This window comes from Methyloradius palustris (assembly GCF_019703875.1).
Taxonomy (GTDB): Bacteria; Pseudomonadota; Gammaproteobacteria; order Burkholderiales; family Methylophilaceae; genus Methyloradius; species Methyloradius palustris.
This window is the reverse complement of the sequence record NZ_AP024110.1, coordinates 1,460,429-1,473,743: the sequence shown is the minus strand read 5'-3', so window position 1 is coordinate 1,473,743 and position 13,315 is coordinate 1,460,429. Positions and strand designations below refer to the sequence as shown.

General features: G+C 43.9%; 17 protein-coding genes. 9 read left to right on the top strand and 8 right to left on the bottom strand.

Features of this window, described 5'->3' with window-relative positions; translation table 11 throughout:
- Positions 1-76: 76 nt before the first annotated feature.
- The 5 genes from ZMTM_RS07150 (at position 77) to ZMTM_RS07130 (ending at position 3,879) form a co-directional block, all read left to right on the top strand.
- Positions 77-1,006, top strand: coding sequence for a tetratricopeptide repeat protein (locus ZMTM_RS07150; protein WP_221763239.1), 930 nt, complete (start codon positions 77-79; stop codon positions 1,004-1,006).
- A gap of 172 nt (positions 1,007-1,178) precedes the next feature.
- Positions 1,179-1,781 carry a peptide-methionine (R)-S-oxide reductase MsrB gene (gene msrB / locus ZMTM_RS07145; RefSeq protein ID WP_221763238.1) on the top strand — a complete coding sequence of 201 codons (603 nt, stop codon included), beginning with the start codon at positions 1,179-1,181 and terminating at the stop codon, positions 1,779-1,781.
- Between the two features lie 30 nt (positions 1,782-1,811).
- The gene (gene msrA, locus ZMTM_RS07140; protein ID WP_221763237.1) at positions 1,812-2,525 is read left to right on the top strand and encodes a peptide-methionine (S)-S-oxide reductase MsrA; all 714 of its coding nucleotides are present in this window, start codon (positions 1,812-1,814) and stop codon (positions 2,523-2,525) included.
- A gap of 358 nt (positions 2,526-2,883) precedes the next feature.
- Positions 2,884-3,561, top strand: a complete 678-nt coding sequence (locus ZMTM_RS07135; protein ID WP_221763236.1) for a mechanosensitive ion channel family protein — start codon at positions 2,884-2,886, stop codon at positions 3,559-3,561.
- Between the two features lie 96 nt (positions 3,562-3,657).
- Complete coding sequence (locus ZMTM_RS07130) at positions 3,658-3,879, top strand: hypothetical protein (RefSeq protein ID WP_221763235.1); 222 nt, start codon at positions 3,658-3,660, stop codon at positions 3,877-3,879.
- On the opposite strand, the gene ZMTM_RS07125 is transcribed toward ZMTM_RS07130, so the two are convergent.
- A complete protein-coding gene (locus ZMTM_RS07125) occupies positions 3,876-4,100 on the bottom strand; it encodes a hypothetical protein (RefSeq protein WP_221763234.1) in 225 nt (74 codons plus the stop codon). The genes ZMTM_RS07130 and ZMTM_RS07125 overlap by 4 nt on opposite strands.
- Before the next feature lie 580 nt (positions 4,101-4,680).
- On the opposite strand from ZMTM_RS07125, the gene ZMTM_RS07120 reads away from it, so the two are divergent.
- Both ZMTM_RS07120 and ZMTM_RS13545 read left to right on the top strand, forming a co-directional pair.
- On the top strand, positions 4,681-6,519 hold the full coding sequence (locus tag ZMTM_RS07120; RefSeq protein WP_221763233.1) for a putative bifunctional diguanylate cyclase/phosphodiesterase: 1,839 nt from the start codon (positions 4,681-4,683) through the stop codon (positions 6,517-6,519).
- Between the two features lie 103 nt (positions 6,520-6,622).
- On the top strand, positions 6,623-6,982 hold the full coding sequence (locus ZMTM_RS13545) for a four-helix bundle copper-binding protein (RefSeq protein ID WP_221763232.1): 360 nt from the start codon (positions 6,623-6,625) through the stop codon (positions 6,980-6,982).
- Positions 6,983-7,095: 113 nt separating this feature from the next.
- On the opposite strand, the gene ZMTM_RS07110 is transcribed toward ZMTM_RS13545, so the two are convergent.
- Complete coding sequence (locus tag ZMTM_RS07110; RefSeq protein WP_221765623.1) at positions 7,096-7,548, bottom strand: ester cyclase; 453 nt, start codon at positions 7,546-7,548, stop codon at positions 7,096-7,098.
- A gap of 33 nt (positions 7,549-7,581) precedes the next feature.
- Between ZMTM_RS07110 and ZMTM_RS07105 the strand changes: the two genes are divergently transcribed.
- Both ZMTM_RS07105 and ZMTM_RS07100 read left to right on the top strand, forming a co-directional pair.
- Positions 7,582-8,013: a LexA family protein gene (locus ZMTM_RS07105; protein ID WP_225906971.1), complete on the top strand. Its 432-nt coding sequence runs from the start codon at positions 7,582-7,584 to the stop codon at positions 8,011-8,013.
- A gap of 36 nt (positions 8,014-8,049) precedes the next feature.
- Positions 8,050-8,658, top strand: coding sequence for a hypothetical protein (locus ZMTM_RS07100; RefSeq protein ID WP_221763230.1), 609 nt, complete (start codon positions 8,050-8,052; stop codon positions 8,656-8,658).
- Positions 8,659-8,697: 39 nt separating this feature from the next.
- Here ZMTM_RS07100 and yidD read toward each other — a convergent pair whose 3' ends face one another.
- From yidD to ZMTM_RS07070, 6 genes are all read right to left on the bottom strand, one after another.
- Positions 8,698-9,111, bottom strand: coding sequence for a membrane protein insertion efficiency factor YidD (gene yidD, locus ZMTM_RS07095; protein WP_221763229.1), 414 nt, complete (start codon positions 9,109-9,111; stop codon positions 8,698-8,700).
- A gap of 72 nt (positions 9,112-9,183) precedes the next feature.
- Positions 9,184-9,840, bottom strand: coding sequence for a hypothetical protein (locus ZMTM_RS07090; RefSeq protein WP_221763228.1), 657 nt, complete (start codon positions 9,838-9,840; stop codon positions 9,184-9,186).
- A 112-nt stretch (positions 9,841-9,952) separates the two neighbouring features.
- The gene (locus ZMTM_RS07085) at positions 9,953-10,525 is read right to left on the bottom strand and encodes a hypothetical protein (protein WP_221763227.1); all 573 of its coding nucleotides are present in this window, start codon (positions 10,523-10,525) and stop codon (positions 9,953-9,955) included.
- 168 nt (positions 10,526-10,693) lie between these two features.
- On the bottom strand, positions 10,694-11,101 hold the full coding sequence (locus ZMTM_RS07080; RefSeq protein ID WP_221763226.1) for a hypothetical protein: 408 nt from the start codon (positions 11,099-11,101) through the stop codon (positions 10,694-10,696).
- A 253-nt stretch (positions 11,102-11,354) separates the two neighbouring features.
- Positions 11,355-12,260, bottom strand: a complete 906-nt coding sequence (cyoE, locus tag ZMTM_RS07075) for a heme o synthase (RefSeq protein WP_221763225.1) — start codon at positions 12,258-12,260, stop codon at positions 11,355-11,357.
- Between the two features lie 54 nt (positions 12,261-12,314).
- Entirely contained in the window at positions 12,315-13,307 is a 993-nt protein-coding gene (locus ZMTM_RS07070; RefSeq protein WP_221763224.1) for a COX15/CtaA family protein, read from the bottom strand.
- Between the last annotated feature and the right edge of the window lie 8 nt (positions 13,308-13,315).

Genomic DNA, 13,315 nt, shown 5'->3' with positions numbered 1-13,315 from the left:
TGTCCACCAGCGCTCAGTCATATAGACCATAGTTACAACCCCCCACAATTAATAATCATAAATTTCTGGAGATCGTATGTTTTCACGTTTTGCCTTGATGAGTTTTCTTGTTTGCAGTGGTTTTCTCTCAGTTAACACCTATGCTGCAGAGAGCTCGAGTGACACCGCCAGCCAGTTTAGCGTTTGTAATAAGGCTTTTGCAGAAGATGAAGCCAATACCGCATTAGAGTCTGCAAATAAAGTGCTCGCGCAAGACAAAGACAGTCGTGCAGCGCTACTCTGCAAAGGCCGCGCGCTTAATGTCTTGGGGCAATATCAAGAAGCGCTTGCAGCACTGAATTCAGCAGAGGCCTTATCTCAAATCCCACTTGAACATATTATTGCCTTAACCCTCATCGGTAACGTGCAAAAAAATACTAAGCAATATAGCGAAGCGCAATCCACTTATGAAAAAAGTCTGGCAATTAGCCAATCTGAGAAAAACAATTACCTTGAGCGCACCAACCTGAATTTACTTGGTGACAATTTTTTAGCAGCCAATCAATTGCAGAAGGGCTTAGATAGTTACCTTGCTGGCAGCAAGCTTGCTGCTAATGATAATGAGCGTGCAGATGGCTTTGAGCGTATAGCTGCTACTTATAAGTTAATGGCAAATTATGACAAGGCGATAGAGTATCAAATCAAGGCGTACCTGATGCAAGAGCAAGCTGGCGATTTGGATCAATATGCCAATGCAGGTCTGGAGTTAGGTGCCATTTATACAACGGCGGGTAACTATGTAAATGCCGAAAAATACATCAATAAAACCCTCAAGTTAAGCAGAGATAATGGCGGCGCCTATTGGGAGGCCAAGTCTGAGTATTACCTGGCATTAAACAAAATCGCTAATCAAAAACCAGCAGATGCTAAACCGCTCCTGCTTGATGCGCAGAAAATCAGCTCTGATATTGGTGCAAAAGGGCTGAGTGAACAAATCAGTAGCGCACTCAAGGCTCTTCCCAAGTAAGCACCTGTAGCACAAACCAGAACTAAATACCGTGCTTAGCTCTCTAGCACTCATATCGCCCGATTATGCAGCTAGAGAGAATAAGTTGATTAGTTTGTAAGGCAACTCACTCTCTGGCGACTAAGTTTTAAGCGAATAGGCTTAAAGCACTAGTAATTCACTGGAGAGCAACATGCATGCAAATCAAAAAAACCGTACTGAACACCCATTATTAGATGCCTTAAATAAGCGTCGCCTGTTTTTCAAGACTGCAGGCCTGGGTCTGTTAGCCGCATCCGCAGTTTCTACTGGCGTCATCGCCGCTACTTCTACTGCTAAACCCAGCGCCACGCTCACTATAGAAAACTTCTCCGATGCGGGCAAAAGCCAAGGTAAGGTAGAGGTCGCTCGTGTCGTTAAGACCGAGGCTGAATGGCGCAAACAGTTGCCATCCGAGATTTATTACGTTACCCGTGAGTCGGGTACTGAGCGCGCATTTACAGGCAAGTATTGGGATAACCATGCTGCAGGTATCTATCGTTGCATCTGCTGTGATACTGCCTTGTTTGATGCACAAACTAAGTTTGATTCAGGTACTGGCTGGCCAAGTTATTGGAAGCCACTTTCATCCATCAACGTGGTAGAAACGACCGATAGCAGCTTCGGCTTCACCCGCACAGCCGTTTCATGTGCGCGCTGCGACTCACATCTCGGCCATGTATTTAACGATGGCCCCAAACCCACAGGCCTGCGCTATTGCATGAACTCAGCCTCGCTTCGTTTTATTGCAGCCTAATTAACAAACAAGCAGTTTAGGAGACAAATCATGTTTTTTAAGAGATTCAGTACCACGACTTTAATCGTGGCAGTTATATGCAGCGCGCTTTTCCTGGGTGTTTTGCAGTCAGCCAAAGCGGTAGAACCAGCAGTAGCTATACCATTGCCTACTTTGGATAACCCAAAAGCTGCAGGCGCATTGCAAACCGCAGTATTGGCGGGTGGTTGTTTTTGGGGAGTGCAGGGCGTATATCAACACGTACATGGCGTTCGCAAAGTGCTTTCAGGCTACTCAGGCGGTGACCAGTCAAAAGCGGATTACCACAGCGTGAGTACAGGTACTACAGGCCATGCTGAATCTGTGCAGGTGATTTTTGACCCTAAGGTGGTCAGTTATGGTGAGATTTTGCAAGTCTATTTTTCAGTGGCGCATGATCCAACCTTGCTTAACCGCCAAGGCCCAGACAGCGGCACGCAATATCGCTCAAATATATTTTATGCAGACGATACTCAGAAAAAGATCGCAGTTGCCTATATTGCCCAACTAGATAAGGCAAAGTTATTCCGCAGCCCAATAGTGACGCGCGTTGACCCTTTGAAAGCGTTTTACCCAGCTGAAGATTACCATCAGGACTTTTTGGTGAATAACCCAAGCTATCCGTACATAGTGATTAATGACATACCGAAAGTGAATAATTTAAAGAAGGTATTGCCTGGTTTGTATCAAGATCAAGCGATAACGCTTAAAGAAGTAAACATCTAATAAGCGTTCAACGTTAGCCGAAGTTAATTGGATAAGGGGGCGGATTAAGTCGAATAATCTGCTGGTATATCTTGATAAACAGCCACATAAAACTTGATTTTATGTGGCTGTTTGCATTTTAATTTCTATTTTATTTATTAAAATATAGTTAATATAATCATTAAATTAATGAAATATACTAATGTAATTTAGTAGATATTTACTGTAATTTTATTGCGGTAGTCTGTGTTTTGATACAGAATAAGTTTAAGCATCTAAGGCACGAGAAGTAGTTAATAATTAATTGTGCAGAGTTTATTCTCAAGGTTTTATTCTAAGGGGTAGTCTCAGCAGCCCGCATCAAACATAGGAGGTCATAATGCAATATCAGATTGATGTATTTCTTGCATCTATAAATCAATTTTGGGGTCAGGTCGTTACGTTTTTCCCTAAGTTACTAGCCGTTGTCATTATCCTGATATTTGGCTGGATCTGCGCCAAATTGGCATGTATTGCTGTCAAGCGTGTGTTAGAGCTAGCGAATTTCGATAAATTTGCAGATCGTTCAGGGTTAGAAGCCTTTTTAGAGCATGGCGAATTTGACCTTACATTAAGTGCCATTATTGGCCACATTGTGTATTGGCTGGTCATACTGCTATTCATCATCACAGGCGCCAATATCCTCGGCCTGACCGAAGTTGCGCAAATGCTGCATCACTTGGCCAATTACCTGCCAAGAATCATTGTTGCAATATTAGTGCTTATATTTGGTACTTTGCTTGCCCGCTTTGTAAACCGCCTTGTATTCGCCTGGTTGCACAGCATCAAGCTAGAAGGGGCATTGGCGATCAGCACCTCAGTGGAATACGGCATCCAGATATTTGCTTTATTCGTTGCCCTTGAGCAACTGGATATTGGCACGCAATTGCTGACTTCATTATTTGTGATTGTGTTTGGCGCAATCTTCCTGGCGCTAGCCTTGGCTTTTGGTCTGGGTGGCAAAGAATGGGCTGCCAAGGTGATTAACGATATTCAAAACAATATTAAAAAGCGTTGATTTAAATTTGAGCTACGCCCTTTTTCACCTGTTACACAAGACTTTTTATTCATATTTAGCTAAGCTAGATTAATAGATTTCCATGTAATAGAAAATATGAAGACCAAAATCATCGAAGAAACCACAGAAGACTTTTTCGCCAGTGGCAGGGCGATTGCTCAAGCGCTTGATAAGGGGGAGTCAATCAACGAGTCTCGTATCGTATCTTACGAGCCTGACGATGGACCATTAACTAGCGCTGATATCAAATGGATACGAGAGCAAGCTACGCCGTTTCTTCCTAAAGGGAAGCTCTTGAAAAAGACAACCTTGTTTTAGGCAACAGATGATGAGCGAAGTTGTTCAAGATACTCAAAAATGATGCCCAATACTCCACCAACAGATTCCGAAGTCAAAGCAGCCAGAATGATTGCTTTTGGCTCTGATGAAAAAGCCAACAAATGGCTTAATACAGAGCTTTGATCCTTGGGCACCACGCCTGCAAAAATATTGCAGCAGCCTAATGGTAAAGGTGAAGTTCTAAGAATCTTGAGTGTCATTGCCTATGGTGGTGTTGTCTGAAAATCAAAAATTAGGCAAACGTCTAGGAAGTCATCTTTATTCAGCAATACTTATAAAACAAGACGACTGCTTCATAGAAGATAGCGCTTAATTGAATGAGTCTGCCTATTTTTTTAAAACTTCCAATTTCCGCTTTCGGCCAATAGCAGACATTTAAAGACTCTAAATGCTTCAGTCAGAATTCCATCAATACTGATTTTTAATTTAAGCGAATTCAGCTAACTTTGTCTCCCAACAATATCAGCGAGATGTATTTTATGGTTTTATATGTTCGGTATCGAACATACTGTACAATTAATATGTGGTAGCCGCTCTTTTGTCTTTATAGTTTAATCATCACTGTGACATGCGTAATTTCAAAATTATTTAGATTTGTCTAGTCATTATTTTAGGCTGCTTTAGATAGGTCTATTGGGAATTGCTGTACTAAAGCCTGAAAGGATTTGTGCAGTGAATTTATTCCCTGAAGTCAAAACAAACAAACACCGTCAATTCGCTTTAAGAATAGTTTCCCTCTATATATTAGTTGGAATACTTTGGATACTTTTTAGCGATCCCATGTTTGTCTACTTACTTCCAAACACGAATAGTTTTGCCAGCTACGTGCATTACAAACGAATAGCGAATGTACTGATTACAGCCTTTCTACTTTATTTCTTGGTTCGTAAGACATTGCAGCAAACCAGAACTCAGCTCTCGCTAAATTCAAGTATTGAAAATTGGAAATTTGTACTGGAAGGTCCAGGTGACGGGGTATGGGATTGGGATCTAGAAACCAATCAAGTGATCCGCTCTGTGCGCTGGAAAGAGATGTTTGGTTATTCAGAGCAGATGCTCGATACTGACTTAGAAAATGCTCAAAAATTAATCCATCCAGAAGATTTAGAGTTGGCTCGTCAGAACATCAACGATTTTATCTCTGGGAAAATGTCAGTCTTAACTTCTGAATTTCGTTTGCTATGCTTTGATGGATCATGGAGATGGGTGCTCAGCAGAGGCATGTTGTTCAGTAGCGCTTTGGGAGGTAAACCAATTAGGGTGATTGGTACTCACACTGATATCACTGCACGTAAACTGTCTGAAGAGAAATATTTTCAGTTAGCTAATTATGATCAGATCACCCAGCTACCAAATCGGGCATTGTTTCTGGATCGTTTCGCCTTAGATATTAAACGCTCAAAGCGGCTACGCCAATCGATTACCCTCATGTATCTGGATTTGGATAAGTTCAAAGAAGTAAATGACACGCTGGGCCATCTCATTGGTAATCAACTACTAAAGGAGGTTGGTGAGCGTTTGAGCAGTTGTGTTCGTGTTACTGATACGGTGGCGCGCGTAGGCGGCGATGAATTCACAATTGTATTGAATAACCTAGATGCTGAATTTACCGCTGAGCTGACGGCTGAAGCATTGCTTTTCAAACTAGCCCAACCATTTCAATTGGGCAATGACAAGGTGTTTATTACTGGCAGTATCGGCATTAGTACCTACCCTGAGGATGGTACCGATGTAGAAGTCTTGCTAAGTAATGCAGATCAGGCAATGTATGCCGCTAAATTGCTAGGGCGTAACCGTTACAACTATTTCACAGCCTCGCTGCAAGAGGTCGCCACTAAACGTATGCACCTTGTGAATGATCTGCGTAGCGCATTACAAAAGAACGAATTCAAGCTTTATTACCAACCGATTGTCGATTTGATTACTGGGGATGTGCATAAAGCAGAAGCCCTGATTCGTTGGATACATCCAGTACGTGGCATGGTAAGCCCTGTGGATTTTATCCCGCTCGCAGAAAGTACAGGACTGATCATAGACATCGGCAACTGGGTGTTTGAAGAAGCGGCCCAGCAAGCTGCTATGTGGAGAGAAGTACGGCCGACATTTCAGATCAGTATCAATAAATCACCCGTACAGTTCAAAGGTGGCATAAAGCACACGGGATGGCTGGATTATTTGGCAACACTTGGCTTGCCAGGTAATAGCATCGTGATTGAGATTACCGAAGGGTTATTACTGGATGCAAAAACCGATGTGATTAATCAACTGAACGAATACAGGGAAGCAGGCATTCAGATTGCGATTGATGACTTCGGAACAGGTTATTCATCATTGGCTTACTTGCGCAAATTTGAAATGGATTATCTGAAAATTGATCAATCCTTCACCAATAATATATGTAGCAGTCCATCTGACTTAGCATTATGTGAGGTCATCATATTAATGGCACATAAGCTCGGTATGAAAGTCATCGCGGAAGGAATTGAAACGCAGGAGCAGCTAAACCTATTAGTGCTTTCTGGGTGCGACTATGGTCAGGGTTATTTATTTTCTAAACCAATTCCAGCTAAAGATTTCGAACTGAAATTTAAAGTGTTAACTGATATGGAAATATCTTAAATCGTAATTTCCATGGAAAATCTAGGTATCCATCCCAGTTCTAGCGCATTACTTTTACGGTACACAATTTTCATTTCAGATTTAATCATCAAAAGGTACGCAAATGGTCACTGCACAACAACATAGTACTTGTATTGATTTATGTAACAAAGCTGCAATAGCGTGTGATGTTTGTGTTGTTGCTTGCCTTGGCGAGGAGAATGCTGCTTACCTACGTGACGCTATTTTGGCCGCTACGGACTGCGCATCATTTTGTCGACTAGCAGTTGGTTTTTTGGCGCGGGATAGCCAGATGCTTCAATTAGTTTGTCAGGACTGCGCAGAAATCTGCATCGCATGCGCAGAGGAATGTGCACAGCACCCCGCCGAGCATTGCCAGCTCTGTGCGCATGCCTGTCGAAAATGTGCTAATGAGTGCCTTAAAATGGGAACGACTCCACTTAACGTCGATGAACTTGTTTAATTAAGTCTAGTTGGCTGCTATGGGTCGTTTTGAACCTCGTTGCTTACAGTGCCAAACTAGAGGCTTAAATGGTTATTAATCATCTAAGCCCCAATCGTAAAAAACGACTCACACTATTGAATAACACCAAGCTGCTTAAATAACCCGTAAACATCAATCACGTCCCAGTGCTCTGCAAGTTTTCCATCCTGAATACGGAAAATATCTACTGCGGTAATGCTATAACTTTTATTCGTTGCTGGTATTCCTAACCAATCCCCTTTCTGAGTTCCTGAATAGGTACCGTATGCCCATACAGTATCTCCCTCAGCCACGATCTTGGTCAGAGTGTAGTTCCAGTCTGGAACAGCAATAAACCAATCCGCAAAAAAGTGCTTGAACCCAGTCAAACCTTGTCCAACAAGTGGATTGTGCTGAATATAATCCTCACGCATGTACTTAGGTAAATTTGAAAGATTCTTTTTGCCGAAGACCTCTGCACCAAAATTGGCGAGTAACTGCTTGTTAACCGTGCGTTGCCAAGTTTCAGTTTTATGTGTGAGCTGCTTGGATTGAAATCCAAGAATACGATTTCGAAATTCGTTGCCAGACTGAAGTTAATGGGATTTCTTGACGTGGCGCCAGACAAAAAACTTATCCCAGGCCGTCGCTTCTTTGAACGTCCGCTTGCACATAGCACAGTTCAAGCTGGCGCTTTGACTGAGGCCTATGATGAAGGTGTCGAACACGTCAGTGTTGATGACATCCTGATCCGCAAACCCTCAGTCACGATATTGATTCCAGTACGTGGTGACTCAATGAAGAATGCCGGCATTCTGGACGGAGATACAGTCGTAGTGGAAAAACGGCCATTGGCTAACATCGGCGATATCGTTGTAGCCATTGTCGATAATGTCTTCACGGTGAAGACACTTGGCAAGGAAGGCAACATGTTCACATTGATACCAGCCAATCCAGACTTCGTGACCATCAAGCCTAAGGATGGGTTTGAGATATTCGGGATAGTCGTTGGACAGTATCGCAGTTATTAACTCATGAATCAGGTGGCTGCTACTAGCAATACTATAATGTCGATTGAAACCGAACAGGCTGCAATCCAGTGGCGGGGAAATTATGAGAATGCTTCGGCACTGCTGAACCAGTACTATGATTTCTACAGAGATGGGCTTCACCCTATCCTAGCGAAATGGGTAGAGATATGCATTCAATGCGCTATATTCATTACCGATATAAGTTTTGAAGTAGCGAACATCAGCGCTCTAAAACCAGTAGGGTTCGCCAGAAAATTAGCCTATAAAGGATTGCTCTTGAGATTGGTAGAATTCCAAAATCATTTTGATGTGAGAACCATCAATGAGGATTTGAAGAATTACGTCACTGAAATGAATAAAGACCTGGGTGAGGAACAACTGTTTTATCCTGCAAACGAAATCGCGGATTTCCGCAAAAGACTCACTAGCCATTTCAATGAGTGGGATAAATTAAAAATAATCCGGAACAATGCTGCTGGCCACTACAAAAAGATCAGTGTGCAATTGCCTGCCTTGGAAGCTATAGATCCAGATGAGGTCGATAAGATTACTTTGGAATTGTTCACCTATATGGCTAATACTTTGAATCTGATTGCCTCCATTCATCCTGAAGGTTTTAAGCTTTCTAAATATTCACACCGATAATTAAACGACCCAAAGCAGCCATTTAATATGTACGCCTGGTTATAGCTTAACATTGGGTGGAATATGTACCCATTGCTCATCACTTTTTTTCCTTCTTGATCCCCAATCCCCACAATCACAGGATGAGAAGTTGGCAATATCGCATGCGTCGCCAATATGACAATGGTGAATGTCAAAGGAAGGTACATCACACGGCAAGTCACAAGACAGGTCAAGAAATCCAGCTTGCTTATTTAAAGCAATAGTACGTCCTGAATAACGACGATGAGCAATACCACACTTCTTTATTCGTTCGCGCAGTACAAATAATCCAGACCAAAAACCGAGAAGGCGAATAGAGCGATAACCTAAAGCTGAGCAACTAGACCTTCCCGTATGAACACGATAGGCGCATGAAAAGCCCTTGTAGGGTGAGATGAATCGCTGATAAAGCTTAATTAATAAAAGTGCCAAATATTTCACATAAGTATTAAATGGCTCTTAGCGAGCCTTAGCAGCCATTTAGTTGTCCCGCTTGATGATGGGTTAGACGGCACCTAGGCGCTTCCGTAAAGGTCCATAGTCACCGGGAAAGCGCTCGATGGCCAAGGAGTAGATGCCCTCAAGAAAGGTAGAGGTAATTTCTAGGGCCAACTGAGATGTTCTCGCATCTACTGTCATTGTCGAATCATCACACTCCGGTGTGCCATATTTTGCAGAGAACGCTCGTATCGTGGATGCGCGCTGAAACTCAGATAGTTGGCCGTGCGCATGCACCAGACAATTTCGAATCTCGAATAGTCCGATGGTGTCATCCCATCGCACTGCTGTCTGATCAAGGCTCAGGTTAGCTACTTTTGAAACTAGGGTCCTGAATTTCTCAAAGATTGAACCAGAAAGATCGTTAAATTTCAACTTCAGATTCAAAGCTTCAATTAATGCATTGGAGAAGCCGCGAAGCTCTTGCTCTAAGAGAATTGCGGTCGAGATGATGATTGACGAATGAAGAATTGGCGGGAAGGTCTCGGCGAACAGAGGAAGAAACTCCCGTTCTATATCTGGGTGTGCCTCTTCTTCAAAGTAGATTCGCTCGCGTTGAAGAAACCCCTCCGCATGTTCGCGAAACTGTTCAAGGTCGTTGAGGCGAGAAGACCCATCGACGAAGTTGCCAAAGAAGAGGAGGTTCGGGTCAATTTTGGGCATGGTGTTGTACTGTACCGTCTAACGTTGGAGGTAAGCGGCCGCCGGAGCGCGCAGCGCGGAGGGTACGCAACGGCGTAGCCGTTGGGCGGTCCGCTTGACCGAAGGGTTAGGCTTAATCGGGCAAGCCACTTTCCGAATCCATCGTAGCGCGATAACCAAACTCCTGTGTAGTTGGAGCTATCGCTTTAACTCGGGGGCGTTCTGCCGATAGAAAGAACAGCATCCACGATGCCGCTTCAAGAAACTGATCCCGGCAAGACGGGAGGCCCGTCGATTTGATCCAGTTCGGACTTCTATCATAAATTCCGTGCGATTTTGACAAGGACTCAATGCGGCCTTTTGGGCTCGCGTCTTCGAATTGGAAACGCTGGGGTTGATGTGCAACATCATTTCTTATCCTGCGGATAATGTGCAGATCACGGCAAAACTTGTCGCTGATTAGACCAAGCCTATAGGCGCCATCGATCTTTGCGCTAAATGATCCAAATGGTGAATTGGGGCCATCAAATAACGTGTCTGATGAGGACGGATTTGGAATGAGAAAGGCAAGTAGTAACTCTATCAATGCCTCCTCCAACATGGCTGTTGCAATCAGCACAACCCCGCGCGGTGATTCGCTTTTGAGTTCAGCCTGCAGTCTCATCACCGCGTCAAAATCAGGGCCTGGTTTGTGGGTCTTTGACATACGAGCCTAACGTTTGAATTAAGGGGCACGCTTGAATGATGGGTTAGGCATTTTTATTACCAAATGCCAGCTGAATCCAGCGCCAGCCAAGAAAGATAAATGGGAAACCTTCACCAAATGACGCCATTGACTCAATATATGACGGTTCTGTGTACTGAGGCAGCCGCGCTACAACCAGATTATATACAACCCAAGCAACAATTGTGATACCCATAGCAGAAGATGAGAAACGTATGGTGGTGATACTGCCCGAAGACAAATACGATGCTTGGCTATAGGACTGTTGTTTTTCTGAGATCTCAAATGCATCAATACAAGATGGCTAATATCACCATGTTGAAATTTTAGTTTTGGTGTTTGATGTGAACGGATAGGTTTGATATTTTCAACATCAACTTGAATCTCATGCAATTGAAGAGACCTATCAACTGCTTCAAGTGCTGTTTCTAACTCTCGTAATTTACTAACCAAATGCTGCACTTTTAATAGTGCTTTGTTAGTTCGCTGGATATCTCCAGCCAATCTCGCCCGTTTATCTATTAGCCAGTTAAGTGATGGTGGAATTCTGTTAACCATAAACAGTATTCCACCATGTTTGGCTTAGGTCTCACTAGTGTAACTGGTGAAAAATAGCGTTGAGCTACATAAAAAAGACCGCAATTGCGGTCTTTTTTGTTTATTCTTCCCGCTATAAAAAGAAAACCCTGACAAACTGGAAATGTCAGGGTTCTAGGGAGCTGTAGCCTCTTCTTATTTCCCCGTGGCTACATATCTTTAACGTACCTTTTGAATCAAACTTTAATCCATGCCAGGCTTAATTTCGTTACTCCTAAAAACTGACTGCCCAATAATGATCCAGAAGTAATGATAGAAACAGCAGGGTCAGGTACAAAATTGAGTAACGGAAGGTACGGCGAGATAATTCATGTGAATAATTCCTGTATAGAGCAATCACATAAGCCATGAAAATAGCATCGAGCATTATTACTGAAACTAGGTAAATAAGATGGCTCATACCTAGCGTGAAAGGCAGTATTGAGATGGTCACGAGGATAATGGTGTAAAGCAGTATATGCAGCAAAGTGAAGGCCTCACCATGCGTCACTGGCAGCATGGGGACACCCGCCTTCGCATACTCATGGCGTCTATAAAGGGCGAGTGACCAGAAGTGCGGTGGCGTCCAGGCAAAGATAATCATGAACAGAATCAGCGACTCTGGCGAAATACTATTAGTTACTGCTGCCCAGCCCAATATCGGCGGCATAGCGCCAGAAGCACCACCAATCACGATATTCAGCGGCGTTGCTGGCTTGAGAAATACTGTGTAAATCACAGCATAGCCTACAAAAGTGCCTAAGGTCAGCCACATGGTCAGTGGGTTAACGAACGCATATAAGATACTCAGCCCTATGCAACCAACAGTCGTCGCGAAAATAAAGGTCTGGAGTGAGTTAACTTGGCCACTGGGCAAAGGGCGTTGCTTGGTGCGCGCCATCTTCGCATCTATACTTTGCTCAATCAGGCAATTAAAGGCAGCTGCAGAGCCAGATGCCATCGCGATGCCGATTGTGGCTGCCAACAATAAACCTAGCGGCACCATGTGCGGGGTGGCGAGAAACATGCCTATCATAGCGGTAAATACAATCAGTGCGCTTACCCGAGGTTTGCACAGTACAAAGAACGAGCGAAAATTCACGCTCAACTCCTGCACATTCATTACCAAGACATTCGCCATCTTTTTCTCCTTTATTGTTAACTCACTGTCTTTGTTAACTTAAGTAGTGATTTTTTAGTCGGTTATTTTTGAATTCAGTACAACCAAACTGATGACTAATAGCGCGGCCACTAAATTGTGGCCTACCGCCAATAGCAAGGGCAGGTGTAGCAATACATTGCTAATACCTAATACTATTTGCAGGCATAGCAGGCTTATCAGGCTAATTCCCAATACCTTTAGCTGAGGCAATTTGATCAATTGCAAAGCCAAACTGCCGATATATAGCAGGGTCACCAGCGCGCCAAACCTGTGTGCCCATTGAATCGTGGTCAGTGCCTCTAGTGATAAAGGATTGCCGTTCATATCCTGGCCTAGATTGCGCATTAAGTGATAGGCCGTGCTGAAGTCGGTCGCGGGTAACCAACTGCCATTGCAAGTGGGGAAGTCAGCACAGATGAGGCCAGCATAATTTGAGCTGGTCCAGCCGCCGAGGAATATCTGCATGAAAATAATTAGCAAAGCGCCGCGTATAACCAGCCTTAAACCCTCTGGCACTAAATGCGATGAGTACTTTCCCCAATGTCTGTGCGCTATCCAGACTAATAGTGCTAGCGTAGTCATGCCGCCCAGCAAATGCGCAGAAACGGCCAGTGGCTTCAGTGCCAGGGTGACTGTCCACATGCCAAGCAGTGCCTGAAATACCACCGTGAATACCACCAATGCGGGCAGCCAAAGTGATACGCGCAAATAGTGCTTGCCGCGCCAGGCCAGGACAAACAATCCAGCGATCAATAGGCCTAATGTGCCTGCTAGATAACGGTGTGCCATTTCCTTCAAGGCTTTGTGCACGACGACTGGCTTATCAGGGAAAGCTAATTGCGCTTGAGTGGTATTCGCTTCGTTTTGCGGTACAGTTAATTGCCCATAGCAGCCTGGCCAGTCTGGGCAACCCAAGCCAGCATCAGATAGGCGTACATAAGCACCAAGCACTGCCACGCTTAGCGCCAGCAAGACCGTCAAGCCAACCAGGCGTTTGAACCAGAATGCAGCTTGTTCGTTGCTCATCTTGTTCT